The following is a 21,863-nucleotide window of genomic DNA, read 5'->3' as shown; positions in this document are numbered from 1 at the left end:
AGCGATGACGTTACTGACTGGTGAGGACTATTTTGCCGCGCCTGAACTGACCGTCACGGTCGAGCGCCGGATGCCCCAGGCGGCGTTCCCGGAGCATTACCACGATTTTCACGAGATCATGCTGGTGGAGAACGGATCCGGCGTGCATATCTTCAACGATAACCCTTATACCCTCACGGCGGGCACCGTTTGCTTTGTGCGTGCCAGCGATCATCATCTGTTTGAGAATGTCGATAATTTGCGCCTGACCAACGTGCTGTTTCGTTCACCTCAGGCCTTTCGTTTTCTGCAAGACGTCGGGAGGTTTCTGCCGCAGGAACACCATTATCAGCAGAAAATTCACTGGCAGTTGAGCCCCTTCATCCTGCAACAGGTGTTGCAGTGCGTCGCCGTACTGGAGCGTCAGACCGCCGGAGTTGGTGCTGAGCAGATAGCGGCCACGGAAAGTCAGTTTCTGCATCTGCTGATCCTGCTCTATCAGGACTGTTTTCAGCCACCATTGCGGGATGCGCCGGAAAACAAAGTTAACCAGCTATTAGCTTGGTTGCAGAAGCATTACAGTGAGGAAGTGAACTGGACAGAGGCGGCCGACCGCTTCTCTCTGGCGCTGCGTACGCTGCACCGTCAGGTGAAACAGCACACCGGCATGACGCCGCAGCGTTATCTCAATCGTCTTCGGTTACTTGAAGCGCGGCGTCGGTTGCATCACAGCGATCAGAGCATCACTGATATTGCTTACGCCTGCGGTTTCAGTGATAGCAACCATTTCTCGACACAATTTCGCCGGGAGTTTTCGGTGTCGCCAAAGTTGATGCGCAATCAATTGCGTTAGCTGACGCCCATTTTTGCCCTCAGGGGCGGGTGTAACGTTGGCGATGCCTTTATATTCCCTGATTTGAAAGGGATTGGGGGACCGTTATGCCGCTGAAGTTAATGAAAAATGATTTTTTCCTGACCCCTAAAAATTCAGTGATGGTGGCCGAACGCCACCCGCAGGCTAATTTCCCCAGTCACGATCACGACTTTGACGAGCTGGTGGTGGTGTGGCGCGGGAATGGCCTACATATCTGGAATGACGTCCCATATCCGATCACCTGCGGGGACCTGTTCTATATCAGCGCCAGTGACCGTCACAGTTATGAGTCGGTTAACGAGCTGGCGCTGGATAATATTCTTTATTGCCGTGACCGGTTTGGCCTTTACGCTGACTGGGCGCAGCTGTTGCCGGGAGCGGGGGTTAGCCAGGAGCAGCGTTACTGGCGGTTGAGTTCTTTGGGCATGTCGGCGCTGCGCGATAAAGTCGATGAACTGGCCACCGAGTGCATGAAGTCGGAATCGCTGTCGGTACAACTCAGTGAGGCTCTGTTGATGCAGCTGGCGCTTCTGCTCCTGCGCTACCGTCATCCGCCCAACAGCGGCGTGCTGCCGGACGCCCATCAGCTGGATTTACTTATGATGGCATTGCGTGCCAGCATCACCGACCCTTTTCATCTCGACAGTTTTTGTGCGCAGCACAGCGTCAGTTCACGCGGCTTACGGGCGCTGTTTAAACAGCATACCGGCATGAGCGTGACACATTATCTGCGTCAGTTGCGCCTGTGCCGCGCCATGAGTTTGCTGCGCTACGGCCACCAGACGATTGGTGAAGTGGCGGCCGAATGCGGCTTTGATGACAGCAACTACTTCTCCGTGGTGTTCAACCGCGCTTGCGGTGTTTCTCCGCGTGAATACCGGCAACGGTTTGCCGGTATTCTTCATCCAATTATTCCTGTCCCGTCGCTCAGTTAACAGCGGCGCCGTCAGGCCGCCATTCCCATGCCGACAATGTTGGCGGCCAGAATGATGATTAGACAGCCCAGCGTCAGAATCGCCACCGGTTTGCGGCCAACGCCGAGCCACTCCTTGAGCAACAGGCCGACGATACCGCCACAGAGTACATAGAAACTCATGTGCAGCATCCAGCTCATGTAGTCATATTCCGGCGGAATACTGGCGTGGCCCCAGGCGTAAAAGAAGAACTGCAGATACCACATCACGCCGCCCAGAATGGCGAACAACGCGTTAGTGATCAGTAAAGGTTTGGCGACAGAAAGATCCGCTTTAATAGAGAGTTCGCGGCGTGAGGCCAGACGGATGAAGCAGAAGCCGAGGTTAACAATGGCCCCGCCGCCCATGATCACCACGTAGCTCGGCAACGCCACATACAGCGGGTTAAGGCCCAACTGTGCGGCGGCTTCATGCATCGGCGTGGCTGCGCTCATAGCAAAAGACATGCCTGCGGAGAAAATGCCGCACATGACGGCCAGAATCAGCCCTTTTTTCAGGTTGAATTCTTCGGCTTTGATTCCTAGTGATTTTTCTTTCAGATAACCGGCATAGCTGACCACCGCAACACCAACTACCGCAACCAGTACGCCCAGCAGCGTCATTCTTCCGCCCGGCGTGCCCATCAGTAAGGCGGCTCGACCCTGTAATACCGGCGTCATCAGGGTGCCGATGATCAGCGTAACCCCAATCGCAATGCCGATGCCGAGAGACATGCCCAGATAGCGCATGGTCAGGCCATAATTGATATTACCGATACCCCACATCGCACCAAACAGAAAGACCGGCAGCAGGGTGGCGGCGCTGAAGGAGCCGTAATAGGCCCAGAAGTCAGGCAGCAGAATGAAGCTGACCGTCCAGGGCAGCACGATCCATGAGAACAGACCGGCCAGTGACCACATGGTTTCCCATGACCAGTGTTTCACTTTCTTTAGTGGTGCATAAAAACAGGCTGCACTGGCCGCGCCAACCAGATGCCAGATAATGCCAAGAATGATTGAACTGCTCATACAATTAACCTTTATGTGAGTAGGGTACCTGACTGATAAGTGAGGCTTTTTAGGTAGGTTATCGTTGGCCGTTAAGCGTGAGCCTTACAGGATAAAGCACACAAGACGGTCATTGAGCGTAGTGTAGGAAGCGTGACGGAGCGTCACCTTCCACTGAGTGCCATCGCGAATTGGCATCTGGCATTGATCAGAAGATGGCGGTGAGACAGTTCACAGAATGTGAAATAGGAAAGGATAAATAACAAAACAGGAAATATATTTCAAATTGATTGAAATCAGGAAGTAGACCGCGTTATTAGTAACATTCAACGCTCAATACTGTGTCGAGTTCATAACAATCTTTCGGTAAATAAGAGTGCAGTTGCATGGTTATGCAACTGAAGTGTTTAATATAGCAAATGATATAATAATATTCTGAGTTGTTTGGAATGGCTGTCCGGTTTATATGTGAAATAACACTACTGATAGTAATATCCCTTTCGCTTACAGTGCAATTTGTTGCTCATGCTTTGCCGGTAGCTGATCCCATGCATAGAAAATTTTATTGCGACCGCTATTTTTTGCCAGGTAAAGGGAGCGATCGGCGGCACTAATGGCTGTTGCGAAATCGCCGTCAACTAATGCCGATAGGCCCGCGCTAACTGTGACATTCGTCGAAACCTGAGCGTTAAAATGATGCGGAATATTCAGGCCGAGTACCTGATTTTGAATCCGGTCAGCCATAAGAATGGCGTACTCCTGATTGACGTCTGACATCAGTACCAGAAACTCTTCACCACCGTATCTGACCACCACATCACGCGAGCGGACGGCGTCACGTATCGCGGCAGAAACCCTGACGAGCGCCTGGTCACCCATGCTGTGACCATAGTTATCGTTATAGGCTTTGAAATGGTCGATATCCAGTAACATAACGTAATGACTGGCGTGCGGCTGGCTGAGCAGTACATCCAGTTTGTTCTGCAAACCACGCCGGTTATAGAGTCCGGTGAGCGGGTCAAGCATACTCAGATCGCTGAATTTCTCCCTTTCATTGTATAAATTATCGACCATTCTGCGTGTAAAAGCATCGCTGCGCCTGAGCATAACCTGATGCAGGGAGAGGCCAACCAGCGGCAGGGCGACGGTAAACAGGATTTTTCCCGTGTGGGTGAAATCGTCTAAAAAAATGACAGCAATAGAGGATGGTGCTGCGTGAAGGCAAAATGCCAGAAAATTATCCGATAAAGCAATGGCACTGATAAAGAATATACTGAGTAGACTGACTACCAGAAAGCTGTTATCCGCATGACCCAGTTGTTCAAAACGTAAGGAAATATGCCATGCCCACAAAGAGCCCACAATGAGTGAGCAAGTATTTAAATAGGATGTGTTATTTTTTTTGTTGAAGTAAGCGAATATTAATCCCAGAGCACAAAATACGCCGATCATTGCCAGAGGGAATGTTGTTTTTAACGTTTTCAACGTCGGGTTCAACATGGAAAATAGCGCAGAAGCACTATTTAGAAAAAAGAATAACAGCATCGAAAGACGGTGTTTGCTTTTAAGCAACTCATCATAGGAATGAGATATCATTAAAAATTCACTCTATTAGCGGGTGGTCTTCTGAATAGATGAGGATGGAGCACCTGTATTCAATCGCGCCCTGCTGAATTTGGGAGGCCCGAGAGGGTATTAATGTGTGAAGACTGCTAATAATCCTAGTATGTAATTATTTTAATTGGATTTAATTTAAAACAGCTGACGACAAAATTACCACTTTTGGCTGCGGGTGTCACCCCAAGGGGGCGTTGACAGCTAAAAAGATGCGTGATGAGAAAGAATGTTATATGATATTGGTTCTCATTATCATTATTGGCACAAGATCATGATTGCAGCGATGGTAACAGCGTGTGGGATGTGGGGAGTGACCTGGTTTCTGGGGAAAAGACTGACCAGCGGATGGGGAGTGCTTTTGCCCTGTGTGCTGCTGCCCTTTCTGGCGTTGGCGGATATGTCCCTGGAGCAGTTGCGCACGCTGGTGGTCATTGCGATGCTGGCTACGCTGGTGATGCTGCTGCACAAAACCTTACGTCATTACGTATTGTTGCCGTCGTTTGTCGCGGTAGCCGGAGGGCTGGCGGCGTTATCACTCAATTTCAATTTACTGTAATGATGCATTGATGTCCTGATTGAGAAATTGAGAACATGCTGAAACGGTTTTGTCTATTTTTGAGGTTTTGTGTGCCTGAAAGGCAAGAAGACTTGCTGAGGGAAGGGCCGATAATCGAAGAGAATCATGTGGTGCGAAGGGAGGGACTCGAACCCTCACATCCAAAGGACACTAACACCTGAAGCTAGCGCGTCTACCAATTCCGCCACCATCGCACAGATGATTTCTTCTTTATCTTTACGGGATTTTACTGCTTTGATTTATATCACCGGAGTGGTGCGAAGGGAGGGACTCGAACCCTCACATCCAAAGGACACTAACACCTGAAGCTAGCGCGTCTACCAATTCCGCCACCATCGCATACCGTGCCGTGCAATATAAATCTGGTCTTTCGTCATTATGTAGTTGTATTGGTGCGAAGGGAGGGACTCGAACCCTCACATCCAAAGGACACTAACACCTGAAGCTAGCGCGTCTACCAATTCCGCCACCATCGCATTCTCAACAAAGCATTCATTCGAATTTACTCTGCGAGTCATACAACTACGGGCCGAATTCTAGAGATTTCCTCACGTGCGTCAATACTTATTTCCCCCATTACGGACGTTTGGTGTAAAAAACAGCACATTCAACATGAATAGGCCACTTCAGCTCAGTGCGGTGCATCAATTGCTGCTTTCCTGTTCAATGCTTACGCTGGTTTAAGGCCCTCGACGGCGAATATATCGATAAGCCAGTCGAGCAGCACCCGCACACGGGGGGCCAGAAACCGTCCCGGGGGATACATGATGTAAAGCGGCATCGGCGGCGGGGGCAGATGGGGAAGCACCTGTACCAGTTCGCCCTTTTGCAGTGCGTCGGTGATAACCAGACCCGAGGCCTGAACCAGTCCATATCCGGCTTTGCCCGCGGCGACATAAGCATCGGCACCGCTGACGGTCAGTGAGCAGGGCAGAAAAACAATTTTTTTCTGCGTACCGTCGGCAAATTCCAACTGGGACTCCGGCCGGTGCTGGCGGAAAAAGTAGCCGACGGTACTGTGCGTCACCAGATCGGCCAGCGTTTCCGGTGTTCCTTCGCGTTGTAGATAGTCCGGGGAGGCACAGGTCATCTGCGGCAGGTCTGCAATATGCCGCGATTGCAGATTGTCGCCCTCTGAGGTCCATGCCCGTAAAACGCAGTCCACGCCCTGATCGAGCAAGTCTATCGCGTTGTCGTTGGCGCTCAGTTTCAGGGTGATCAACGGATAGCGGGCGTTGAATTCCACCAGCCTGGGGATAACGATTTCTCTGGCCAGTGAATGTGGCATGTCGATACGCACACTGCCGGCGGGCTGATTTTTTTGACTGGCAAACAGCGTATCGGCCTCCTCCAGCGCCGCCAGCAGTTGCAGGCAGCGTTGGTAATAGAGTTCACCCTCGGCGGTGATTTTTACCTGCCGCGTGGTGCGTAAAAACAGCCTTACACCGAGTCTCTGCTCCAGCGCTTTCAGCGTGGTGCTGACGGTGGCGCGCGGCAGATTGAGATCTTCCGCCGCCCGGCTGAAATTTTCCAGTTCGGCGATCCGGATAAAAATGCGCATGGCCTGTATCTGATCCATTTCCTCGCCTCCCCCCCGATTGTTTGTAAATTCCGAATAGTGTTGCATGTTTTGATGGATTTATCTTTATGCAGCAAACAACCACACTTCATCTGGTAGTGATTTCCTGTTCCCCTCTCGTTTCGCTAAAGGATAAACCCATGAAACAGCGTCAATTAGGTAAAAATGGCCCTCTGGTCTCGGCAATCGGTCTTGGTTGCATGGGGATGAGTGAGTTTTACACCGCCGCAGGCGCGGAAACTGATGAAAAAGAGTCGCTGGCAACGCTCGACCGCGCACTTGAACTGGGTATCACCATGCTCGATACCGCGGACGTCTACGGGCCGCATACCAATGAAGATCTGTTGGGGAAAGCGCTGAAAGGGCGCCGGGATAAGGTCTTTCTGGCGACTAAGTTCGGTATCGTGCGTGACTCGTCCAACCCGCATGCCCGTGGCACCAACGGTCATCCCGACTATATCCGCCAGTCGGTAGAGGGCAGCCTGAAACGGCTCGGTACAGACGTTATTGACCTTTACTACCAGCACCGTCCGGATCCTTCCGTGCCGGTTGAGGAAACCATCGGCGCGATGGGTGATCTGGTGCGCGAAGGGAAGATCCGTTATCTCGGTATGAGCGAAACATCGGTCAGTAACCTTGAGCGCGCCCAGAAAGTACATCCGATCAGCGCACTGCAAAGCGAATACTCATTGTGGACACGTGACGTCGAAACGGAAATTCTGCCGGCCTGCGAACGTCTGGGTATTGCCTTTGTGGCTTACAGCCCGTTGGGCCGCGGCTTTTTGACCGGCGCTATCCGTTCACCGGATGCGTTTGGCGCAGACGATTTCCGCCGTCACAACCCGCGCTTCCAGGGGGCGAATTTCGTGAAGAATTTACAACTGGCAGACAAAATTGGGGAACTGGCGAAAGAGAAGGGGATTGAGTCGTCACAACTGGCGCTGGCGTGGGTACTGTCGCGCAGCCCGAACATTGTGCCGATCCCTGGCACAAAGCGTCGTCGTTATCTTGAGGAAAACATCGCCGCGCTTGATGTCTCCCTGAGTGAAGCCGAAATCGCGGCGATTGAAGCGGTATTCCCTTTCCAAGCCGCAGCGGGTGAACGCTACGGCGCAGAAATGATGCGCATCCTGCGGGAGAATGCTGACGCCTGATTAACGCTTTTTCTTTTTGGTGTCGCGCGGTGTACGGCCTAATGTTGCCTGGTAAACCTTGAAGCGGGCATTCTGCGCCAGCACTTCGTGGCTGCCAAAGGTGGCGTCCAGCAGGGCGGCATACGGCAGGAATGCGTTGGCAACGATGCGCAGATGGCCGCCGACATTCAGGTGCTTCGCCGCGCCGCGGATCAGTTGCTCGGCAGCGTGCAGGCTGGTTTGCAGCCCTTCGTGGAACGGAGGGTTGGAGATGATCATGTCAAATCGCCCGGCGATATCGGAATAGACGTTGCTGGCGATCACTTCACCTTGCAGGTCATTCGCGGCAAGCGTCGCACGGCTGGCTTCAATGGCCGCTGCGCTGACGTCGCTCAGGGTGATTTTCATTTTCGGTGAATAGGTGGCCAGTACGGCTGCCAGTACGCCGGACCCGCAGGCGATATCCAGCACTTTGCCTTTCACCGGCTGATCGAAGCTGTTGATCAGCAGCAGGCTGCCACTGTCGAGACCTTCACGGCTGAATACGCCCGGCAAGGTTTTGATGGTCACTTCTTCAACCATGTAAGTATCCCACCACTCTTCGGCGTTAAACTCAGGTTGCTTCTCCAGGCGGCCGTGATACAAACCGCAGCGGCGTGCGCTGTCGATTTTGCTCACTTCACAAATCTCTTCAAGCACGGTGTCTGCGCTGCGAACGCCGCAGCGGTTTTCACCGACCACGAACACATCAATACCGACCGGCAGCTGCGACAGCAGATTGAACAGCTGGAATTTGGCTTCCTGCTTGCTCTTAGGCCAGTAGTAGATCAGCAGGTCACTTGGCGCGATAAATTCGGCATCAGCCAGCAGGCTGAACTGCACGTTATCTTGCAGTGCGCCGCCGAGCATCTGTGCGTGGTGGTATTGGTTTGTGTGAACGCGGACCTCTTCGGCCCCGGTTTCTTCGGCGAAATTGGCGGGTAAATCATCTTGTAAGTCACCGGCAAACAGCACGCGGCGCCCTGTAAATTCGTCACTGTGGCGCAGTATTACTTCACTTGCCGGGGTTAATGCAGACATCAGGTTATGGCTCCTCAGGAATATAGCCCGGCATTATAGATGTTTATTGGCGCACGTTCGACGTGTTTGCTAGCATAGCGCGGCATTATCGTAAATAAGCGGTGTGAATTAACCGGCGCAAATCCTCAGAGTGATGGTCGTCAACAGACAGGAATGGGCATGGCATCAAGACGAGACTGGCTGTTACAACAGATGGGAATTACGCAGTGGACGCTGCGCAAACCGGCTGTTTTACAAGGTGAAGTGGCGGTCAGCCTGCCGGAAAATACGCGGTTGTTGATCGTTGCCGACGTCCCACCTGCTGGCGATGACCCTTTGATCACCGATGTGCTGCGAACCCTGGCACTGGCGGTTCAGCAGGTTTACCACCTGACACCAGAACAGGTCACGATGCTGCCTGAAGGCACTCACTGCAACACATGGCGACTGGGCATCAACGAACCGTTAGCGGTCGAAGGCACGCAGTTATCCAGCCCGGCGCTGTCCGAGCTTTATCAAAACGCCGGCGCCAAACGCGCGCTCTGGCAGCAGATTTGTGAAAATGAACAGCATTTCTATCCTGACGCCCGCTGATTTACCCCGCGCTTTCCAAATTGAGAACGCCAGCCATGCTTTTCCATGGACTGAAAAAACCCTTGCCAGCAATCAGGGGGAGCGCTATCTCAACCTGAAAGTGATGCAGGGCGATCAGATGGCCGGTTTCGCCATCACCCAGACAGTTCTCGACGAGGCGACCCTGTTTAATATCGCCATCGACCCTGCCTTTCAGCGCCAGGGGCTAGGCCGCACGCTGCTCGAAGAGGTGATAAGCCAGCTCGAAAAACGCGATATTGTGACACTATGGCTTGAGGTCCGTGCGTCCAACAGTAACGCGATCGCGCTCTATGAAAGCCTCGGCTTCAATGAGGTCTCTGTCCGCCGCAACTACTACCCCGCCGCACAAGGTCGCGAAGACGCCATCATGATGGCGCTGATACTGGGCTGAAACCGCAGACGGCCCCAAAACCTTTGATTGCCCATCCCGGCTAAATCAGTGAAAATAGCTGGCTATGACTTTTATTACCGCTTTGCCTGACGTCCTCTGACGTGATGAACCCTTTTTAATTTAATAAACAGCAGGGGCAGGGCGGCCAACCGAAGAAACGTGAAAAACATGTCTCCAAGTGAATTCGCCCTCGAAGTGGCTAAGCGTCGTACCTTCGCTATCATTTCTCACCCAAATGATTGTCCCTTTACAAAGTAGTTTAAGCTCAAATAAACCCTGAAAAAGTCCTACCGAAAATCCCCGCCAAATCCCGCCGCAGAAACCCCTAAGAACGAAAAAACACCAAGGCATGAAAAAGAACACCAAAGTAATTTAAAGTCTTCTCATCAAAAATCTGTACAACAGTCTGTACAAAATCTTAATCTTCCCACCATACCTTTAAAAAATATGTACAACCAAGGTGGGATCGATGGCGCTTTCAGACACATGGCTACGCTCAACGCTGGGCAAAGATCAGGAGAAAATTCTGGTTAAGACTGACCGTGATGGGTTGTCCGTTCGCGTCTCCACGAAAGGGAAGATCACCTTCCAGTTTCGTTATCAATGGGGCGGGAAAGCCGAGCGCGTTGATATTGGAACGTATCCGGCCATGGCCCTGAAAGATGCCCGAGATGCTGCGATAAGATTGCGCGGAGAAATAGAAAACAACCGAAACCCGCGAGTTGTTAAACGCACAGAGCGTGAAACCGCAATTGGCGCTTTAACAGTCAAGCAGGTTGTAATGATCTGGTATGACGGATACTGCGAGAAAAACAAGAAAAGCCCTGAGCAAATTAAGCGTTCGTTTGAGATTCATGTTTTCCCAAAAATCGGCGATCTGCCACATGACCAGGCCACCCTGCATGTTTGGCTTACTGTTCTTGAAAAGTTAGCTGACAAGTATCCGGGTATCGGCGAAAGGATTTTAGTTAACGCTAAGCAGGCTCATAAATGGGCAGTAAGAAGGCAACTTGTCACGACATCCCCCTTGTCTGAGTTAATGACCAAGGATCTCAATATAGAGTTTGAGGACGGTGAGCGGACGTTATCGAACGAAGAAATAAAGATTATTTGGCAGGCAATGGAAGGTGGCCGGATGACGATGAAAAATCAGTTATTCGTGAAGCTATGTCTGTTGTTTGCTTGTCGCGGCGGGGAGTTACGGATCGCGAAGGTGAGGGATTTTGATTTCGAAAAAAAGGTTTGGACGATTCCGGCAGAGAACCATAAGACGGGAGTGAGGACGGGAAGGCCGCTGCGCAGGGCAATTATTCCTGCTGCTCAAGAGCTGATAGAAGAAGCAATGAAGCATAACAGCGGCTCACAATGGCTGTTTACAAATTCGGGGAGTAAGGCGGTTATGGGGCGTTCTGCGCCACTTGCGTTGCCATACGGGATCATGCAGTACGCAAGAAAAAAACTCGGTGTGGAAATGGAACACTGGTCAATACATGACTTGCGAAGAACGACTCGAACTAACTTATCTGACCTTACCGAGCCGCACGTCGCTGAGATTATCATGGGTCACAAATTACCTGGCGAATGGCAGGTTTATGACAAGAGCGATTACCTTGAGGAGCAACTCAAGGCATACGCTCGGTGGTGGGCAAGAATAGAAACGATCGTTTATGGCGAAGGCAACGTTATCGAGTTTACTCACGCGAAGTCTCAGCATACTTGAGAATATCCGATCTCCGATATTGTAAAGGGCAGCTTTTGATGGCTGGAGCTGGGAAGGCTGGCTTTTTCTTTCTCCAGTTCAAAATAGTCTGTTGGCTTTTGCCGAAGAAGGCAGCGACCTCTTCAGTGCTCATATAAAATTGTTGGTCCATAAATACCTCGCTTCAAATTGGTGTTTGGGGGTGATTATTTAGGTTCGCTGAGAGCTTTTAGGCTGGCGACAACAGCCTCGGCATGATTGAGCGCTTCTTTGTATTCGCAAGTGTTCTGTTCGCCGAACGGGGACGCGGCGTTGAGATAGCCGCGGTAAGCCTCGAGCCAGATTTGCTGTAGTTCATTCATGGCTGATTCCTCTCGGCAGCGGCTTAATATTTGCCTCGACTGATAGATCAGCAACCCCAAAAACGACGCTCAGGCTTTGAAGGAAAACGTCAGGCGAGACGGACAGCAGATCTGGCACCGGCTCGAAGTTGAAGCGGCACAAGTAGCTACCGTGCGGATAGCTGAACACAACCTGATTATTGTCCTTGGCGTACTGGCGCAAATCTCGCGAGGCACAGGCAATAGCCACCCCGAAAACGTCCATGATTTGGAACGTGCCGCAACGGCCATGCACGGTAAACATGGCGTCGATAAATTGCTGCCTGATCTTTGGATTCTTCATCACGACATCTTCCCCGCGTTATTCATCATCAAATTCCAGTCGATATCGTCTTCCTGCTCGCCGCAGATGACACACAAGCCCATAGGGCCAACAACCGCGCACTCAGAGCAGCTGGAAGCCTCGCCAAGCGGGGGATATTCATCTTTCTTTTCGGGATATATCGGCTTCTTGACCTTCACGCCGGCAAGCTGAACCATATCGAGCGTCACCTCGATATGCTGGCGCTGGATGGGGATGAGCGGTGGAAGGGGAACCGCCTGGTAATGTCCGGCCTGTGCCTTGACCAACGAAATGCGAGAGTTTGGCAGTGGCCGAGAGCTTGCCGGCATCAGCTCCACGTCGGGGAATGGACACTCGTTACCCCAGTGATGCCAGCCCGGCGCGTCGCCGCGGCTGAACAGTTCAATGCGGGTCACGTCGCCATACAGCTGCTCAAGCCGAAAGCGCACCTCAGCAGGTTTTTCGCTATGCTCGCTGAGGGGGGAGTAAAAGGCTTGCTTCACGCTTGCGCTGGCCCGCTCTAATCCCGTGCCGCGCACGGCAATCAGCAGGTCTTCACTGTTGGCGCGCGTATAGTTCCCGCCGTTCATGCGCGTTTGGGTATTCAGCAGCTCGAGGAAGTCATAAAAATCTTCCACCTGCCCAGCGGCCAGCGCTTTGTTGATATGCTGCTCGGCCAGCTGGTTCAGCTTCACCCAAGTGAAGCCCTTCATTGTGCGGACCTGAAAGCCCCACGCCTCGGCCAGCTTCACGGCTTGGGCGTTGTGAGTGCCGGTGTACCACATTGCCAGCACGGCATTTTCAGCGGCGATGGACCAGACCGGCAGCCGCATTAAGTCGGTTAGGGTCATGGTGCTGTAATGATTTCCCGCAGCGCCGTTGCTGATCACGTTGTCATAGCGCCAAGGCGGGTCTGCATAAATGAGCTGATACATCAGGCCGGTACCCCGCAAATTTTCGATAGTGAGCGATGGTGATTCATGACCGTGTCCACGTATGACGCTTTACGGTTCATCACCTCGACTGAAATGATTTGGTGATCGACTTCTACGCGATAGGTTTCGCTGTTCTTGCGCCGGGCATATTCACCATATTTCTGCTGGTGGCAGTGCAAGGCTGCCTCTGCTGCACGACGCTCTGCTGGCGTCGGCTGGCCGCGAATGATGTGTCGCATTGCTTTCTCCGGGCGAAAAAAAAACCGCTCAGAGGCGGCCATTTTTATTTGCTGATATCTGTGTGACATGTCACGCCTTTAACTTGGTTTCATGCCAGCCCATAGTCTGCCAGCAAGCACCTTCACCGACGAACGCGCAACCCTGTTTATCGCCAGGCAACGCGTCGCCGCACTTCTTACAACTGCGCTTCGCTTGCTCTGCGAGCTGCGCCTTTAGTTCGGCGTTGTCTTTGCGTATCAGCATGGTGATGTACTCGTCCATGTCGTATGGCTCCCGCGCCGGGCGGCGCAGTGCGCAGTTCTCGCGAAGCATGTCGACCTCTTGGCAGTCGAGCGCCACCTCGACCTTTTGCACACCGGCATCACTTTGGCGCGCCCGCTGCGCGGCTTTGCGCTCTGCTGCTGACTTCGCCATATCACTCACCATCCTTAACGACGATGCCAGCGGTTGCTGGACTGGGGGCGGCGGCAAGCATTTGTCTCCATGAGCCATTGGTGTTGTGTTCAGAAGCGAACTGGCATCCGGCTTTCAACATATCTTTTGTTGGCTCAGCCGGAACAAGCTTCCAACCATCCGGCAGAACCACTACAGGCTTAGGCTGGCAGCGGTATAGCATGATTTGACGTCGCGAGTCGGTATATGGGTTTGCCGGGTCTATCTTGAACAGATATCCGCAACCCTGTTTTTCCACGCCTCGCAGCTCTTCTGCGTCTGTCCACGCCACAGGCTCTTGCGTTCCACGGAGAGAGGAGATTTCTGCCTGCTGCGCATCAAACTCCTTGCGAGCGATAACACCCTCTAGCACGCCGACATTCCAGCGTTCTGCTTCGAGCTGGCCGCGCAGTGAAATTAGCTCATCGATTAACAACTGAGCACCACGCATGGCCTCGTAGTTTTCTTTGTCATCAACCGTGTCATAGCCGTCCTCAAATCCGCTGAGGATGCTCTTAATTTCTAGAAGGCGCTCATTGGTCAGCGCCTTGATATCTGTTGTCTCAGTCATACAGCCTCCTTCAAGAACAGAATCCAGTGAGTTTTGTCGCCCTTGCCAGTACGCTGCCAGATGGTCGGCTTCTGGTCGGTAAGCGCGATAACCTGGCTAACTGGAATCTGCGTTTCGTTCCATTTGAAAACCAGCGTGCCGTGTGGACGCAACACCCTGAACGCCTCGCGGAACCCGGCGCTGATATCCTCGCGCCACGTTGATTTATCCAACGCGCCATACTTCTTGCGCATCCAGCCTTCCACGCCAGCGCGCTCTAGGTGCGGCGGGTCGAAGACAACCTGAGCAAAGCTGTTGTCGGCGAACGGTAGGGCGCGGAAGTCGGCTATCACGTCTGGATTGATGACCAGCTTGCGACCGTCGCACAGCGTGTGGTTCTCGCTGCGCTTATCGCTGAACACGGCTCGGTCATCCTTTTTATCGATCCAGAACATGCGGGAGCCGCAGCACATGTCGAGAATTGGCTTAACGGTTGTCTCAGTCATGAGGTTGCTCCTTCACCGGCGCGATACGTGATGTTGACCAGGTAACGCTGTGATTTGCAGTAAGGGTGAACGCGTGGCCACACTCATCACATTCCAGCTCTTCGCCGTCTGCATCATAAGATTCGTCAGTGCATACCTGTGCGTTGCAGTAAGGGCACTTGGCCTCATCTTCGTATTCGTAGTCATTTTCATCGAACTCATCATCTGGAACGATGCGGGACAATGCGGCTTCGCGAGTTATCGCCTCTTGTCGCTCATGGCATGGATGACAAGTCCAACCCCAGACACCACAATCGTCACGAGTGCCCCACATTCCCCCGCCATGGTCATGCTCGTTTCGTGGCGGAATACCGGTGCAATCTGCTCTTTTTTTGTTGCAGCCTTGGCAGCGGTTATGCTCTTCACAAACGCAGTAAGACATCTTTTCGCCGTTCTTATTGCAGTGACCACAACCATTGACCCACAACCAAGTTCCATCAATTTCTACCGCATAGAAATGGCTCTCTGGAGGAGTCAGGGAGAAATCACACTCCTGAATAAGTTTTCCGCCCTTAACGATTCGGTCACCAAACTTCTGTGTGCTGCCACTTCTTACGCGATTGATGCCGGGGGCGAGTCGCGGATCATTGATTGGCCCAATTATGATTTCGCCGTCTTTTGTTTTTTCAATCATCATCCCTTCCTCCCAGCGCGCAGTTCCTCTTCAAAAATGTGCAGCCCCAACTTAACTGCAAGCGAATACTCAGCTCTGGCGCCCGCGCTGTGTTGCCAGCCTGGCAGAAGGTAAATTGCCTCAGCGCGCTGAAGCATGGCCAGGCCGATAGCCATATAATCGGCCTCGGTCATACCATCCGGCAGCATCGCTGGATTCAGCGGGGTATGTTTCTGGAATGACAAATTAAGTGCGGCTTGGAGGAAGGCTGGGCGGTTGAACTGCGGCAAGCCGGTCATCGGCCCGGCAATGTAAATTTTCATTGATGATTTCCTGCAAAAATAGGCCGTAACGGTCTGTTCGTTATTTGAGCGAAATTAAATGATCGATCATCTTTTTGATGAGTCAGTGCGGTAATTTGATTTGGTAATCGGCGCAGAAGTCGAGCACGTACAGGCATTCAGCCGGGCTTTCAGTTTCGTTGACCACATCGCACCCGCCAGCGTGAAGGCAGTTGCAGCTGGAGCAGCTCAGCCTGTTGTCGAAACAGTGTTTTGCCATATGGAAACCGTTGCACTGGCCGCCGCTGAACCGGTGCGGAAAATCATAAGCGGGGCAGCGGCAGGTAACCTGCCGGCCGTCCCAATACGCTTTCTCTCCGTTCATTGGCCACCGCCTGATTTTTCCGATACCTGGCTGAGTTCCGCCCGCCGCTCCATCTCGTCGAGCGTATCGAGGTAAAGCCAGCCCAAACGCCGGACTGGCTTGCCTGCTTTCAACCCTTCGAACTGCGCGAGGGCGTACTCGACGGCCTCCGCAGCCGTTTTACATTGGTGGTTGTCAGCGTATTTTTTCATTTCCAGCGCTTACGCCCGGACGGGCGGCTCGGTCAGAAGGGGATGTCGTCGTCGAAATCAGGATTCTGCTGCTGAGGAGCGTGGTTCTGGCGGTTATTGGCTGCCTGTTGCAAGCGTGAGGTTGTGGTCTGGTTGGCCTGCTGTGCGTATGGATTGGATGGAGCCTGCCCGCTGGTAGTGCGCTGGCCGGTGGCGGCGTTCGGGTCACGTTCGTCACGGTCTTTGAGCAGGGAAACCATTTTATCTACAGCTTCAGCCGGTGAATTTTCAGCGTGCTCGGCGTAGGTTTTGCGAGTACCACATTTGAACGCCTGACGGATTTCCAAACGATAACCGTCTTTGCCGTCACTTTTCGTATAGAGCGTTTTTTGTAATACAAGGCCAACTGATTTACCGAGCAGCGCTTGGTTGTGCCATTCAGCACCATCTGGCCCCTGAACCTGAACCGGTGCTGCCTCTTTAATGCCTGCCGCCCACATCAAAGCCGAAATCAACCCCATGCCGAACGTCGGTTCACCATCTTTGCCCAGATAGTTAATACGCAGGTAATTGGCTTTCGCCCCGTTGGAATCGAGGCTGATTTCCAGCGCCTGAGACTGGCTTCCATCTTTACCGAACGTATAAATGGCCGAAGTGATGACACCTTCATAGGCACCGTTTTCAGAAATACCCATGGTCCCGGCTTTTTTTGCCGCTTCTGCGTCGAATTTAAAACTCATTGGTTGCATCAGATTGTTGCTCCTAAGGAATCAGACATGAAGTCGCAGATCGCGACGTCCACAGCTTTGAGGTCATTGTCCATTTCGGACAGGTCAGGGAATAAGTCGGGTGGTGCCTTGGCAGTGTCGTTATCGTCACCCTTGATCAGAAAGACATGTTTACCGTCCTTCTTAATGGCGCGCAGAACGATGGAGAAATAGCCCTCCGGGGTCAGCTTTTCGTTGAGCATCTTCCCGGCGGTCTTCATGCGGATTTTTCCTTCGCTCTCTTCGGTGTGAGCAAGAAAGTAAACGCGCACGTCGTCAGGCAGCTGCGTGGCCGCCGTGATAATTCGCCAGACGTGATCCGCCATTTCAGTGAATTTGGTGTAGCCAGTCTGGTAGGCGCGCATCATGTTTTCGTGCTGCATGACGACTTGAAAGTCATCGATGATGAGCACCTTCCGAGTTTTCGATAGGACCATGCGCTGGATTTTGTCCTGTACGTCGTTCCAGTCGTCGGTTCTGAACACGTTCCCGCGCTGAGGCACGCCATCGCCATCTGGCTGGCCGTTGATGCGCCAGCCCTTCGAGCGAAACGGCAGCAGCTTGGGGATGCATTGGATTAACAGGCATTCTTCTGGATCAAAGTTTCGCAGGCTGTAGGACTTGCCCGCGCCAGAGTCGCCGAGGATTAGTACTGGAGTACCCATCAGAACATCGCTCCCATGTGGTGGCGCATCGTAAATTGCTGGTCCTCATTGAGTTCCAGATTTGATAAACACCAGCGGAAATAGCTCGAGTCCTTCGCGGCGATATCAGCAAAGGTCTGATTTTTGTATTTACCGAATTTCATGATGTGCAGCAGAGAAGGGCTGTTCGAGATATCCCGCATCTCGGAGATTTTCCACTTCGCCAGGCTGTTCATGTAAAGCAGGGTGATGGCCGTGACGTAGCAGTCATAAAGCGCGCGGTGCGCATACAGCCCTTCCGGCACATTAGGCTCTAAGCCGAACCGGTACCGAAGATACTGGTTGCCGTGGGACGGCTCTTCGGGCCAAAGCTTGCGTGCCAATTTCAGAGTGCAAACCCACGGCGCCACAATCATCGGCAGCATCTCGCGGTCGAATGAGGCGTTGTGCGCTACGTAGAGGTCAGCGCCGAGGTATTTATCAATCACTGCGCTGAGCGGCGGGGCGTCCGCGACCATTTTCTCGGTGATGTGGTGCAAGGCCATGGCTTCAAAGCTGATGCGCTCAGAGGGCTTTACGAAGTCGCTGAGAGGGTTGCAGATTTGGCCGTTTACGATATCCACGCTGGCGATCTCTACAACCTCGCCCTCTAAAGATGTCGTTTCGGTATCAATGACACGAAAGGTAGTCATGCTGGTTCACCGTTTCGGTTTGTGCGTCTAAATACGCTTCGAGATGTGCAAGCCGCAGAGCAAGGCGTTCAAGGTCTGCGGAAGTGATGCCGCGTGCGATGCACAGCGAAAGGATCAGGTCTTCTGTGACCTTCGGGTCTTTGCTCATTGCCATGGCGCATTCACCAGCATCATGACGCAGGCGGCCAAGGCCAAGAGAATGGCGATAAACACCCCGCGCCCTGATGTATCGCGCTGCCAGATACGGACGTCCTCGCCAGTCAGCTTGTGACGGTACTGCGCTTTTTTTGCTGCGTTCATTTCCATGATGTTTTACCTCTGGCGCCGCGCGCGGTTGGCGCTGGCTTGGTGCGTTTCTGCATCTGCAACATGTAGGCGCAATAGCCCTCTTTGCAGACCGTGTGAGACTTCGAACCTCGATACAGCTCAACGAGGATGACTTTCAAATCAGCAGGCGCGCGGAACTTGCCGCAGTAGTCGCACATCTGCGCGCTGACATCCTCGGTTGCCACCGAGCAGACCAACTGCTCAGTGAATGACTGCTCGACGCCCGCCTGGTCGCTGTAGAACACGGCGCCAGCGTTGCGGCCGGTAAAGGTCACCAGCTGGCGGCCAATACGCAGCGGCGTACCTACCGGCAAAACCGCGAGGCGTTCTCTGGATAATTTGGGGATGATCTGCATAGCAGCTCCTTTTTGGCCCATGACAAAACGCCCGCGGCTAATGGCAGGCTTCTTTGCGATGGATAAAAAAAAGCCCTCGGGGCGCGAGGGCAAACAGACAGCATGAAGTTGAATGGATGTTGCGGCGGACAGATTCGAACTGCCATCGCTAAGACTATGCCAACCACTGGCCCGCTTTCGCGTCAGGGAGTTGAACCCTATACATCACCGTGAACCACAACGGCCATGCCCACTCATCTGCATCCACGGATACGCACGAACAATGAGTAAGGGAATGAGTAGGCATGCCGTTGTGTGCTGGGATGATGCCCAGCTATCCACCGCCTTTACTTTTAAGCCCAACGAACTGCTGCGGTACTCCGGGCTTTACTGCTGTTTTACTGAGGCAGAGAAGGAGTGAACGGGAATTTTGCGGCTTTGCCGTAACGGTTCTTGATCATGACATTTTTGTAAATGATGATCTCTGCATGAAGTGACGCCTTATCGACTTCATCTTTTAAAGCTCCGTCCCCGATCGTAAGATTGGGATTCTGGAAATCGTCGTTTTCAAGAAATAGGACGGTTAAATTTTTCACTTCGTACATGGAAACCTCTATGGAAATTAAAGATGATTTTTTCGTGCTGCTGCACAGCGAATCTCAGGACTGTTTTGCCGTCGAAAAGATGTCTGACATGGTTATTAAGAACATTAATGTTTTCATTAAAGGGGCAGAGGTCGATTACATCGTGGTAGCAGTGGCCGACACAAAAGAAGACTTGGAAGAAAGGAAGTTAAAGTTGCTTGAGTTGAGAGCCCTTAAGAATAAAGAGCAGCTTTAACATTGCTTTGCGATGATAAGCACTCGTTGTATTCCGCTTCGCTCATCGCCTCTTCACCTTCTTTCAAACTGTCGAAATATTCTTCATAAGCATCCATCTCTTAACTCCCAGTAAGTGGTTTTAGGCGATGGCGTGCCGCGCTGCTGATCCCCGCGGTTGCGCTTTCTCACGCTGCAATTCACACCATCCCGAAATCCACTGTTGATTGACTGCCGCCTCATGCGGACGGCGGCAGTGTTTAATCATTCCTCCCTTAAAGAGCTAATTTGCGGTCGATCCCTCTCGGGGCCGGAAGTGATTACATCGCTCACCTCATCGCGTGCTGCTTAGTTGGCGTCCTGCCGTTTCGATGAGGTGAATATACCTACGGGTAATACTTATGTCTATACCCAAAGGTAAACAAAATTGCGATTTACAGGTAATGTTTTTGAAAATTCAGGTAATTTATTTTTAAAAAGGCATAAAAAAAGCGCCACATATGGGCGCTTTTTTATATTTGAGAGGAGTTATTGCTAGAGGTGGGGAGGCATTTCGTCATTGTCCATATAACGTGTTGCCTTAACAATGGCTGAAACGAAGTGCATTTTATCGATCTGATGGCTTTCTAATGTAATCGGTTTGTGGTCGTTATTTATGCTTGATAATTGGTAATTTCCATCTCTGGTTTTGGTCATGATTTTAATCATGTTATGGCCGTCACTTGTCCTTACAAAGACCTCATCACCAGAGTGAACTTGAGTGTTTGGCTCAATAACCACAAACTCGCCAGACTGAATTCTTGGGTGCATGCTGTCACCTTTAACCTTTAGCCCATATGCATCTCGATCAGGGCTATATATTTGAAGCCATCCAGCCCTGACTTCAACCATATCAATCATGCCATCAACTCCCAATATTGCTTCGCCTATGACAGGCACAGCACCCAATCGTACTGCGCCTGCATATTCGATCGTATCTGGGATTGTTGTGTGAGTTTCAGCAATACCATCAAACCATCCTCGAGGAAGGTTTAGTTTGGTTTCAAGAAGCAGAACAGACTCTTCACCAATGCGCTTTCTCCCCGCTTTATCGTCAGGGTAGAGCATTCGCGAAACGTAGCTTGCATCTTTTCCAATGGCATCAGCGACCTTTTTTTGGCCGCCCACGCCCAAGCTATCTATGTACTCAGCAAGTTTTACCCGCCGATTTTCGTACATCATTTTTCTGTCTTCTCTAGTCATGTGCACATCGTACTTAAAATTACCAATGGGTAAATAACCTGTGGGTATAGACAAAAAGATTACCCACGGGTATATTTCGCATTGAACCCTTACCTAAGGAATGAATATGGAAGAGCTACGCATTTTTCTAAATGCCTTGTCTCAAGAGCAGCAAAGAGAGTTCGCAGTGAAATGCGCAACTTCCATCGGCTATCTACGCAAAGCAATTAGTAAAAATCAGGAACTTGGTGCCGCACTTTGCGTGCTCATCGAATCAGCCTCTCAGGGGGCGGTGAGCCGGCAAAACCTGCACCCAACCGACTGGCAAAAGATCTGGCCTGAACTGGCAAGAGGTGGTGCCGTTCATCGGAAGACAGCTAATGCCGCATAACCCTAATTAACAAGGAGATGATAAGTGGAAACAAACGCAATAACGCGCAATTCAGAGCTGCCAAAACTCAAGCCGCGTGACATGGAACAGCTAGTTCTTCGCCAGCTTCAACTGCATGGGCAAAAGCCTATCGCTGATGAAATTGGGATGGACGAATCGACGTTGAGTCGCTGGAAGGCTGGCCACATTGAGCAGTTCTGCAAGTTACTTGCAGCGCTCGGTTTGCAGCTCGCGCCACCCGAGGCTGTCTTGGTGCGCCGGGATTATCTGTTCTCGATGGAGACACTGGCGGAAATAGGTATGAAGGCTGAGCGCATGCGGCCTGAGCCAATAGGATTCAATTGAGGTGG

General features: G+C 52.1%; 33 protein-coding genes, 3 tRNA genes and 1 pseudogene. 10 read left to right on the top strand and 27 right to left on the bottom strand.

What is annotated here, in order from left to right; genetic code table 11:
* Nucleotides 1–4: 4 nt before the first annotated feature.
* Nucleotides 5–832 (top strand): HTH-type transcriptional activator RhaS, encoded by an 828-nt coding sequence (rhaS, locus tag ACZRKO_RS14135; RefSeq protein ID WP_463737880.1) that lies wholly within the window; start codon nucleotides 5–7, stop codon nucleotides 830–832.
* An 86-nt stretch (nucleotides 833–918) separates the two neighbouring features.
* Complete coding sequence (rhaR, locus tag ACZRKO_RS14130) at nucleotides 919–1,788, top strand: HTH-type transcriptional activator RhaR (protein WP_463737879.1); 870 nt, start codon at nucleotides 919–921, stop codon at nucleotides 1,786–1,788.
* Nucleotides 1,789–1,799: 11 nt separating this feature from the next.
* Here the strand turns inward: rhaR and rhaT are convergent, their stop codons facing one another.
* Both rhaT and ACZRKO_RS14120 read right to left on the bottom strand, forming a co-directional pair.
* The gene (rhaT, locus tag ACZRKO_RS14125) at nucleotides 1,800–2,834 is read right to left on the bottom strand and encodes an L-rhamnose/proton symporter RhaT (protein ID WP_463737878.1); all 1,035 of its coding nucleotides are present in this window, start codon (nucleotides 2,832–2,834) and stop codon (nucleotides 1,800–1,802) included.
* Between the two features lie 483 nt (nucleotides 2,835–3,317).
* Entirely contained in the window at nucleotides 3,318–4,409 is a 1,092-nt protein-coding gene (locus ACZRKO_RS14120) for a GGDEF domain-containing protein (protein ID WP_463737877.1), read from the bottom strand.
* A 292-nt stretch (nucleotides 4,410–4,701) separates the two neighbouring features.
* On the opposite strand from ACZRKO_RS14120, the gene ACZRKO_RS14115 reads away from it, so the two are divergent.
* Nucleotides 4,702–4,986, top strand: a complete 285-nt coding sequence (locus ACZRKO_RS14115; protein ID WP_463738107.1) for a DUF1435 domain-containing protein — start codon at nucleotides 4,702–4,704, stop codon at nucleotides 4,984–4,986.
* A 129-nt stretch (nucleotides 4,987–5,115) separates the two neighbouring features.
* Here the strand turns inward: ACZRKO_RS14115 and ACZRKO_RS14110 are convergent.
* The 4 genes from ACZRKO_RS14110 to ACZRKO_RS14095 all read right to left on the bottom strand — a co-directional run bounded on the left by ACZRKO_RS14110 (nucleotide 5,116) and on the right by ACZRKO_RS14095 (nucleotide 6,586).
* Nucleotides 5,116–5,201 (bottom strand) — tRNA-Leu (locus tag ACZRKO_RS14110).
* 59 nt (nucleotides 5,202–5,260) lie between these two features.
* Nucleotides 5,261–5,346, bottom strand: a tRNA-Leu gene (locus ACZRKO_RS14105).
* A 51-nt stretch (nucleotides 5,347–5,397) separates the two neighbouring features.
* Nucleotides 5,398–5,483: transfer RNA gene (locus tag ACZRKO_RS14100), tRNA-Leu, on the bottom strand.
* A gap of 194 nt (nucleotides 5,484–5,677) precedes the next feature.
* Nucleotides 5,678–6,586 (bottom strand): LysR substrate-binding domain-containing protein, encoded by a 909-nt coding sequence (locus ACZRKO_RS14095; RefSeq protein ID WP_463737876.1) that lies wholly within the window; start codon nucleotides 6,584–6,586, stop codon nucleotides 5,678–5,680.
* Between the two features lie 140 nt (nucleotides 6,587–6,726).
* Here ACZRKO_RS14095 and ACZRKO_RS14090 point away from each other — a divergent pair, with 140 nt between their 5' ends.
* Complete coding sequence (locus ACZRKO_RS14090) at nucleotides 6,727–7,740, top strand: aldo/keto reductase (protein WP_463737875.1); 1,014 nt, start codon at nucleotides 6,727–6,729, stop codon at nucleotides 7,738–7,740.
* On the opposite strand, the gene rsmC is transcribed toward ACZRKO_RS14090, so the two are convergent.
* Nucleotides 7,741–8,799: a 16S rRNA (guanine(1207)-N(2))-methyltransferase RsmC gene (gene rsmC, locus ACZRKO_RS14085; protein WP_463737874.1), complete on the bottom strand. Its 1,059-nt coding sequence runs from the start codon at nucleotides 8,797–8,799 to the stop codon at nucleotides 7,741–7,743.
* Nucleotides 8,800–8,958: 159 nt separating this feature from the next.
* Here rsmC and ACZRKO_RS14080 point away from each other — a divergent pair, with 159 nt between their 5' ends.
* From ACZRKO_RS14080 to ACZRKO_RS14070, 3 genes are all read left to right on the top strand, one after another.
* Complete coding sequence (locus ACZRKO_RS14080; RefSeq protein ID WP_463737873.1) at nucleotides 8,959–9,372, top strand: DNA polymerase III subunit psi; 414 nt, start codon at nucleotides 8,959–8,961, stop codon at nucleotides 9,370–9,372.
* Nucleotides 9,341–9,784 (top strand): ribosomal protein S18-alanine N-acetyltransferase, encoded by a 444-nt coding sequence (gene rimI / locus ACZRKO_RS14075; protein ID WP_463737872.1) that lies wholly within the window; start codon nucleotides 9,341–9,343, stop codon nucleotides 9,782–9,784. Before ACZRKO_RS14080 ends, rimI begins: the two co-directional genes overlap by 32 nt.
* A 469-nt stretch (nucleotides 9,785–10,253) precedes the next feature.
* Nucleotides 10,254–11,504 carry a tyrosine-type recombinase/integrase gene (locus ACZRKO_RS14070; RefSeq protein ID WP_463737871.1) on the top strand — a complete coding sequence of 417 codons (1,251 nt, stop codon included), beginning with the start codon at nucleotides 10,254–10,256 and terminating at the stop codon, nucleotides 11,502–11,504.
* Here the strand turns inward: ACZRKO_RS14070 and ACZRKO_RS14065 are convergent.
* The 19 genes and pseudogenes from ACZRKO_RS14065 to ACZRKO_RS13975 form a co-directional block, all read right to left on the bottom strand.
* Nucleotides 11,476–11,637 carry a helix-turn-helix domain-containing protein gene (locus ACZRKO_RS14065; RefSeq protein ID WP_463738106.1) on the bottom strand — a complete coding sequence of 54 codons (162 nt, stop codon included), beginning with the start codon at nucleotides 11,635–11,637 and terminating at the stop codon, nucleotides 11,476–11,478. The genes ACZRKO_RS14070 and ACZRKO_RS14065 overlap by 29 nt on opposite strands.
* 52 nt (nucleotides 11,638–11,689) lie before the next feature.
* A complete protein-coding gene (locus ACZRKO_RS14060) occupies nucleotides 11,690–11,845 on the bottom strand; it encodes a hypothetical protein (protein WP_463737870.1) in 156 nt (51 codons plus the stop codon).
* Nucleotides 11,838–12,170 carry a hypothetical protein gene (locus ACZRKO_RS14055; RefSeq protein ID WP_463737869.1) on the bottom strand — a complete coding sequence of 111 codons (333 nt, stop codon included), beginning with the start codon at nucleotides 12,168–12,170 and terminating at the stop codon, nucleotides 11,838–11,840. Before ACZRKO_RS14055 ends, ACZRKO_RS14060 begins: the two co-directional genes overlap by 8 nt.
* A 314-nt stretch (nucleotides 12,171–12,484) precedes the next feature.
* Nucleotides 12,485–13,105, bottom strand: a pseudogene (locus ACZRKO_RS14050) (MT-A70 family methyltransferase); the annotation flags it as partial.
* Nucleotides 13,102–13,341, bottom strand: a complete 240-nt coding sequence (locus ACZRKO_RS14045; RefSeq protein WP_463737868.1) for a DUF4060 family protein — start codon at nucleotides 13,339–13,341, stop codon at nucleotides 13,102–13,104. The pseudogene ACZRKO_RS14050 and the gene ACZRKO_RS14045, both read right to left, overlap by 4 nt.
* A gap of 70 nt (nucleotides 13,342–13,411) precedes the next feature.
* The gene (locus ACZRKO_RS14040; RefSeq protein WP_463737867.1) at nucleotides 13,412–13,756 is read right to left on the bottom strand and encodes a hypothetical protein; all 345 of its coding nucleotides are present in this window, start codon (nucleotides 13,754–13,756) and stop codon (nucleotides 13,412–13,414) included.
* A 1-nt stretch (nucleotide 13,757) separates the two neighbouring features.
* Nucleotides 13,758–14,345 (bottom strand): hypothetical protein, encoded by a 588-nt coding sequence (locus ACZRKO_RS14035; protein ID WP_463737866.1) that lies wholly within the window; start codon nucleotides 14,343–14,345, stop codon nucleotides 13,758–13,760.
* Nucleotides 14,342–14,830, bottom strand: coding sequence for an SAM-dependent methyltransferase (locus tag ACZRKO_RS14030; protein WP_463737865.1), 489 nt, complete (start codon nucleotides 14,828–14,830; stop codon nucleotides 14,342–14,344). The genes ACZRKO_RS14035 and ACZRKO_RS14030 overlap by 4 nt, the downstream gene beginning before the upstream one ends.
* On the bottom strand, nucleotides 14,823–15,506 hold the full coding sequence (locus ACZRKO_RS14025) for a hypothetical protein (protein ID WP_463737864.1): 684 nt from the start codon (nucleotides 15,504–15,506) through the stop codon (nucleotides 14,823–14,825). Before ACZRKO_RS14025 ends, ACZRKO_RS14030 begins: the two co-directional genes overlap by 8 nt.
* Complete coding sequence (locus ACZRKO_RS14020) at nucleotides 15,503–15,805, bottom strand: DUF4406 domain-containing protein (RefSeq protein WP_463737863.1); 303 nt, start codon at nucleotides 15,803–15,805, stop codon at nucleotides 15,503–15,505. The genes ACZRKO_RS14025 and ACZRKO_RS14020 overlap by 4 nt, the downstream gene beginning before the upstream one ends.
* An 82-nt stretch (nucleotides 15,806–15,887) precedes the next feature.
* Entirely contained in the window at nucleotides 15,888–16,148 is a 261-nt protein-coding gene (locus ACZRKO_RS14015) for a hypothetical protein (RefSeq protein WP_463737862.1), read from the bottom strand.
* Nucleotides 16,145–16,339, bottom strand: a complete 195-nt coding sequence (locus ACZRKO_RS14010) for a hypothetical protein (RefSeq protein WP_463737861.1) — start codon at nucleotides 16,337–16,339, stop codon at nucleotides 16,145–16,147. The genes ACZRKO_RS14015 and ACZRKO_RS14010 overlap by 4 nt, the downstream gene beginning before the upstream one ends.
* Nucleotides 16,340–16,371: 32 nt before the next feature.
* Nucleotides 16,372–17,070 (bottom strand): single stranded DNA-binding domain-containing protein, encoded by a 699-nt coding sequence (locus ACZRKO_RS14005; RefSeq protein WP_463738105.1) that lies wholly within the window; start codon nucleotides 17,068–17,070, stop codon nucleotides 16,372–16,374.
* Nucleotides 17,067–17,750, bottom strand: coding sequence for an AAA family ATPase (locus tag ACZRKO_RS14000; RefSeq protein WP_441655882.1), 684 nt, complete (start codon nucleotides 17,748–17,750; stop codon nucleotides 17,067–17,069). The genes ACZRKO_RS14005 and ACZRKO_RS14000 overlap by 4 nt, the downstream gene beginning before the upstream one ends.
* Nucleotides 17,750–18,421 carry an exodeoxyribonuclease X gene (gene exoX, locus ACZRKO_RS13995; RefSeq protein ID WP_463737860.1) on the bottom strand — a complete coding sequence of 224 codons (672 nt, stop codon included), beginning with the start codon at nucleotides 18,419–18,421 and terminating at the stop codon, nucleotides 17,750–17,752. The genes ACZRKO_RS14000 and exoX overlap by 1 nt, the downstream gene beginning before the upstream one ends.
* The gene (locus tag ACZRKO_RS13990) at nucleotides 18,399–18,575 is read right to left on the bottom strand and encodes a hypothetical protein (RefSeq protein ID WP_463737859.1); all 177 of its coding nucleotides are present in this window, start codon (nucleotides 18,573–18,575) and stop codon (nucleotides 18,399–18,401) included. Before ACZRKO_RS13990 ends, exoX begins: the two co-directional genes overlap by 23 nt.
* Nucleotides 18,566–18,727, bottom strand: a complete 162-nt coding sequence (locus tag ACZRKO_RS13985; RefSeq protein WP_463737858.1) for a hypothetical protein — start codon at nucleotides 18,725–18,727, stop codon at nucleotides 18,566–18,568. The genes ACZRKO_RS13990 and ACZRKO_RS13985 overlap by 10 nt, the downstream gene beginning before the upstream one ends.
* Nucleotides 18,718–19,104 carry a hypothetical protein gene (locus tag ACZRKO_RS13980; RefSeq protein WP_463737857.1) on the bottom strand — a complete coding sequence of 129 codons (387 nt, stop codon included), beginning with the start codon at nucleotides 19,102–19,104 and terminating at the stop codon, nucleotides 18,718–18,720. Before ACZRKO_RS13980 ends, ACZRKO_RS13985 begins: the two co-directional genes overlap by 10 nt.
* A 377-nt stretch (nucleotides 19,105–19,481) precedes the next feature.
* On the bottom strand, nucleotides 19,482–19,688 hold the full coding sequence (locus ACZRKO_RS13975; RefSeq protein ID WP_463737856.1) for a hypothetical protein: 207 nt from the start codon (nucleotides 19,686–19,688) through the stop codon (nucleotides 19,482–19,484).
* A 10-nt stretch (nucleotides 19,689–19,698) separates the two neighbouring features.
* Between ACZRKO_RS13975 and ACZRKO_RS13970 the strand changes: the two genes are divergently transcribed.
* Entirely contained in the window at nucleotides 19,699–19,923 is a 225-nt protein-coding gene (locus ACZRKO_RS13970; RefSeq protein ID WP_463737855.1) for a hypothetical protein, read from the top strand.
* A gap of 512 nt (nucleotides 19,924–20,435) precedes the next feature.
* On the opposite strand, the gene ACZRKO_RS13965 is transcribed toward ACZRKO_RS13970, so the two are convergent.
* The gene (locus ACZRKO_RS13965; protein ID WP_463737854.1) at nucleotides 20,436–21,143 is read right to left on the bottom strand and encodes a S24 family peptidase; all 708 of its coding nucleotides are present in this window, start codon (nucleotides 21,141–21,143) and stop codon (nucleotides 20,436–20,438) included.
* A gap of 106 nt (nucleotides 21,144–21,249) precedes the next feature.
* On the opposite strand from ACZRKO_RS13965, the gene ACZRKO_RS13960 reads away from it, so the two are divergent.
* Together ACZRKO_RS13960 and ACZRKO_RS13955 are read left to right on the top strand one after the other, a co-directional pair.
* On the top strand, nucleotides 21,250–21,513 hold the full coding sequence (locus ACZRKO_RS13960) for a Cro/Cl family transcriptional regulator (RefSeq protein ID WP_353503005.1): 264 nt from the start codon (nucleotides 21,250–21,252) through the stop codon (nucleotides 21,511–21,513).
* Between the two features lie 24 nt (nucleotides 21,514–21,537).
* Entirely contained in the window at nucleotides 21,538–21,858 is a 321-nt protein-coding gene (locus ACZRKO_RS13955; protein ID WP_437341987.1) for a CII family transcriptional regulator, read from the top strand.
* The last annotated feature ends 5 nt before the right edge of the window (nucleotides 21,859–21,863 follow it).

It is taken from the genome of Ewingella sp. C233 (assembly GCF_055407225.1).
The sequence above is the reverse complement of the archived record's forward strand: the minus strand, read 5'-3'. Positions and strand labels throughout refer to the sequence as shown.

Coding starts and splice junctions, on each gene's coding strand:
- rhaS (WP_463737880.1), top strand. CDS start 5: ATGACGTTACTGACTGGTGAGGACTATTTTGCCGCGCCTGAACTGACC.
- rhaR (WP_463737879.1), top strand. CDS start 919: ATGCCGCTGAAGTTAATGAAAAATGATTTTTTCCTGACCCCTAAAAAT.
- rhaT (WP_463737878.1), bottom strand. CDS start 2,834: ATGAGCAGTTCAATCATTCTTGGCATTATCTGGCATCTGGTTGGCGCG.
- ACZRKO_RS14120 (WP_463737877.1), bottom strand. CDS start 4,409: ATGATATCTCATTCCTATGATGAGTTGCTTAAAAGCAAACACCGTCTT.
- ACZRKO_RS14115 (WP_463738107.1), top strand. CDS start 4,702: ATGATTGCAGCGATGGTAACAGCGTGTGGGATGTGGGGAGTGACCTGG.
- ACZRKO_RS14095 (WP_463737876.1), bottom strand. CDS start 6,586: ATGGATCAGATACAGGCCATGCGCATTTTTATCCGGATCGCCGAACTG.
- ACZRKO_RS14090 (WP_463737875.1), top strand. CDS start 6,727: ATGAAACAGCGTCAATTAGGTAAAAATGGCCCTCTGGTCTCGGCAATC.
- rsmC (WP_463737874.1), bottom strand. CDS start 8,799: ATGTCTGCATTAACCCCGGCAAGTGAAGTAATACTGCGCCACAGTGAC.
- ACZRKO_RS14080 (WP_463737873.1), top strand. CDS start 8,959: ATGGCATCAAGACGAGACTGGCTGTTACAACAGATGGGAATTACGCAG.
- rimI (WP_463737872.1), top strand. CDS start 9,341: ATGAACAGCATTTCTATCCTGACGCCCGCTGATTTACCCCGCGCTTTC.
- ACZRKO_RS14070 (WP_463737871.1), top strand. CDS start 10,254: ATGGCGCTTTCAGACACATGGCTACGCTCAACGCTGGGCAAAGATCAG.
- ACZRKO_RS14065 (WP_463738106.1), bottom strand. CDS start 11,637: ATGAGCACTGAAGAGGTCGCTGCCTTCTTCGGCAAAAGCCAACAGACT.
- ACZRKO_RS14060 (WP_463737870.1), bottom strand. CDS start 11,845: ATGAATGAACTACAGCAAATCTGGCTCGAGGCTTACCGCGGCTATCTC.
- ACZRKO_RS14045 (WP_463737868.1), bottom strand. CDS start 13,341: ATGCGACACATCATTCGCGGCCAGCCGACGCCAGCAGAGCGTCGTGCA.
- ACZRKO_RS14040 (WP_463737867.1), bottom strand. CDS start 13,756: ATGGCGAAGTCAGCAGCAGAGCGCAAAGCCGCGCAGCGGGCGCGCCAA.
- ACZRKO_RS14035 (WP_463737866.1), bottom strand. CDS start 14,345: ATGACTGAGACAACAGATATCAAGGCGCTGACCAATGAGCGCCTTCTA.
- ACZRKO_RS14030 (WP_463737865.1), bottom strand. CDS start 14,830: ATGACTGAGACAACCGTTAAGCCAATTCTCGACATGTGCTGCGGCTCC.
- ACZRKO_RS14025 (WP_463737864.1), bottom strand. CDS start 15,506: ATGATGATTGAAAAAACAAAAGACGGCGAAATCATAATTGGGCCAATC.
- ACZRKO_RS14020 (WP_463737863.1), bottom strand. CDS start 15,805: ATGAAAATTTACATTGCCGGGCCGATGACCGGCTTGCCGCAGTTCAAC.
- ACZRKO_RS14015 (WP_463737862.1), bottom strand. CDS start 16,148: ATGAACGGAGAGAAAGCGTATTGGGACGGCCGGCAGGTTACCTGCCGC.
- ACZRKO_RS14010 (WP_463737861.1), bottom strand. CDS start 16,339: ATGAAAAAATACGCTGACAACCACCAATGTAAAACGGCTGCGGAGGCC.
- ACZRKO_RS14000 (WP_441655882.1), bottom strand. CDS start 17,750: ATGGGTACTCCAGTACTAATCCTCGGCGACTCTGGCGCGGGCAAGTCC.
- exoX (WP_463737860.1), bottom strand. CDS start 18,421: ATGACTACCTTTCGTGTCATTGATACCGAAACGACATCTTTAGAGGGC.
- ACZRKO_RS13990 (WP_463737859.1), bottom strand. CDS start 18,575: ATGGCAATGAGCAAAGACCCGAAGGTCACAGAAGACCTGATCCTTTCG.
- ACZRKO_RS13985 (WP_463737858.1), bottom strand. CDS start 18,727: ATGGAAATGAACGCAGCAAAAAAAGCGCAGTACCGTCACAAGCTGACT.
- ACZRKO_RS13980 (WP_463737857.1), bottom strand. CDS start 19,104: ATGCAGATCATCCCCAAATTATCCAGAGAACGCCTCGCGGTTTTGCCG.
- ACZRKO_RS13975 (WP_463737856.1), bottom strand. CDS start 19,688: ATGTACGAAGTGAAAAATTTAACCGTCCTATTTCTTGAAAACGACGAT.
- ACZRKO_RS13970 (WP_463737855.1), top strand. CDS start 19,699: ATGGAAATTAAAGATGATTTTTTCGTGCTGCTGCACAGCGAATCTCAG.
- ACZRKO_RS13965 (WP_463737854.1), bottom strand. CDS start 21,143: ATGACTAGAGAAGACAGAAAAATGATGTACGAAAATCGGCGGGTAAAA.
- ACZRKO_RS13960 (WP_353503005.1), top strand. CDS start 21,250: ATGGAAGAGCTACGCATTTTTCTAAATGCCTTGTCTCAAGAGCAGCAA.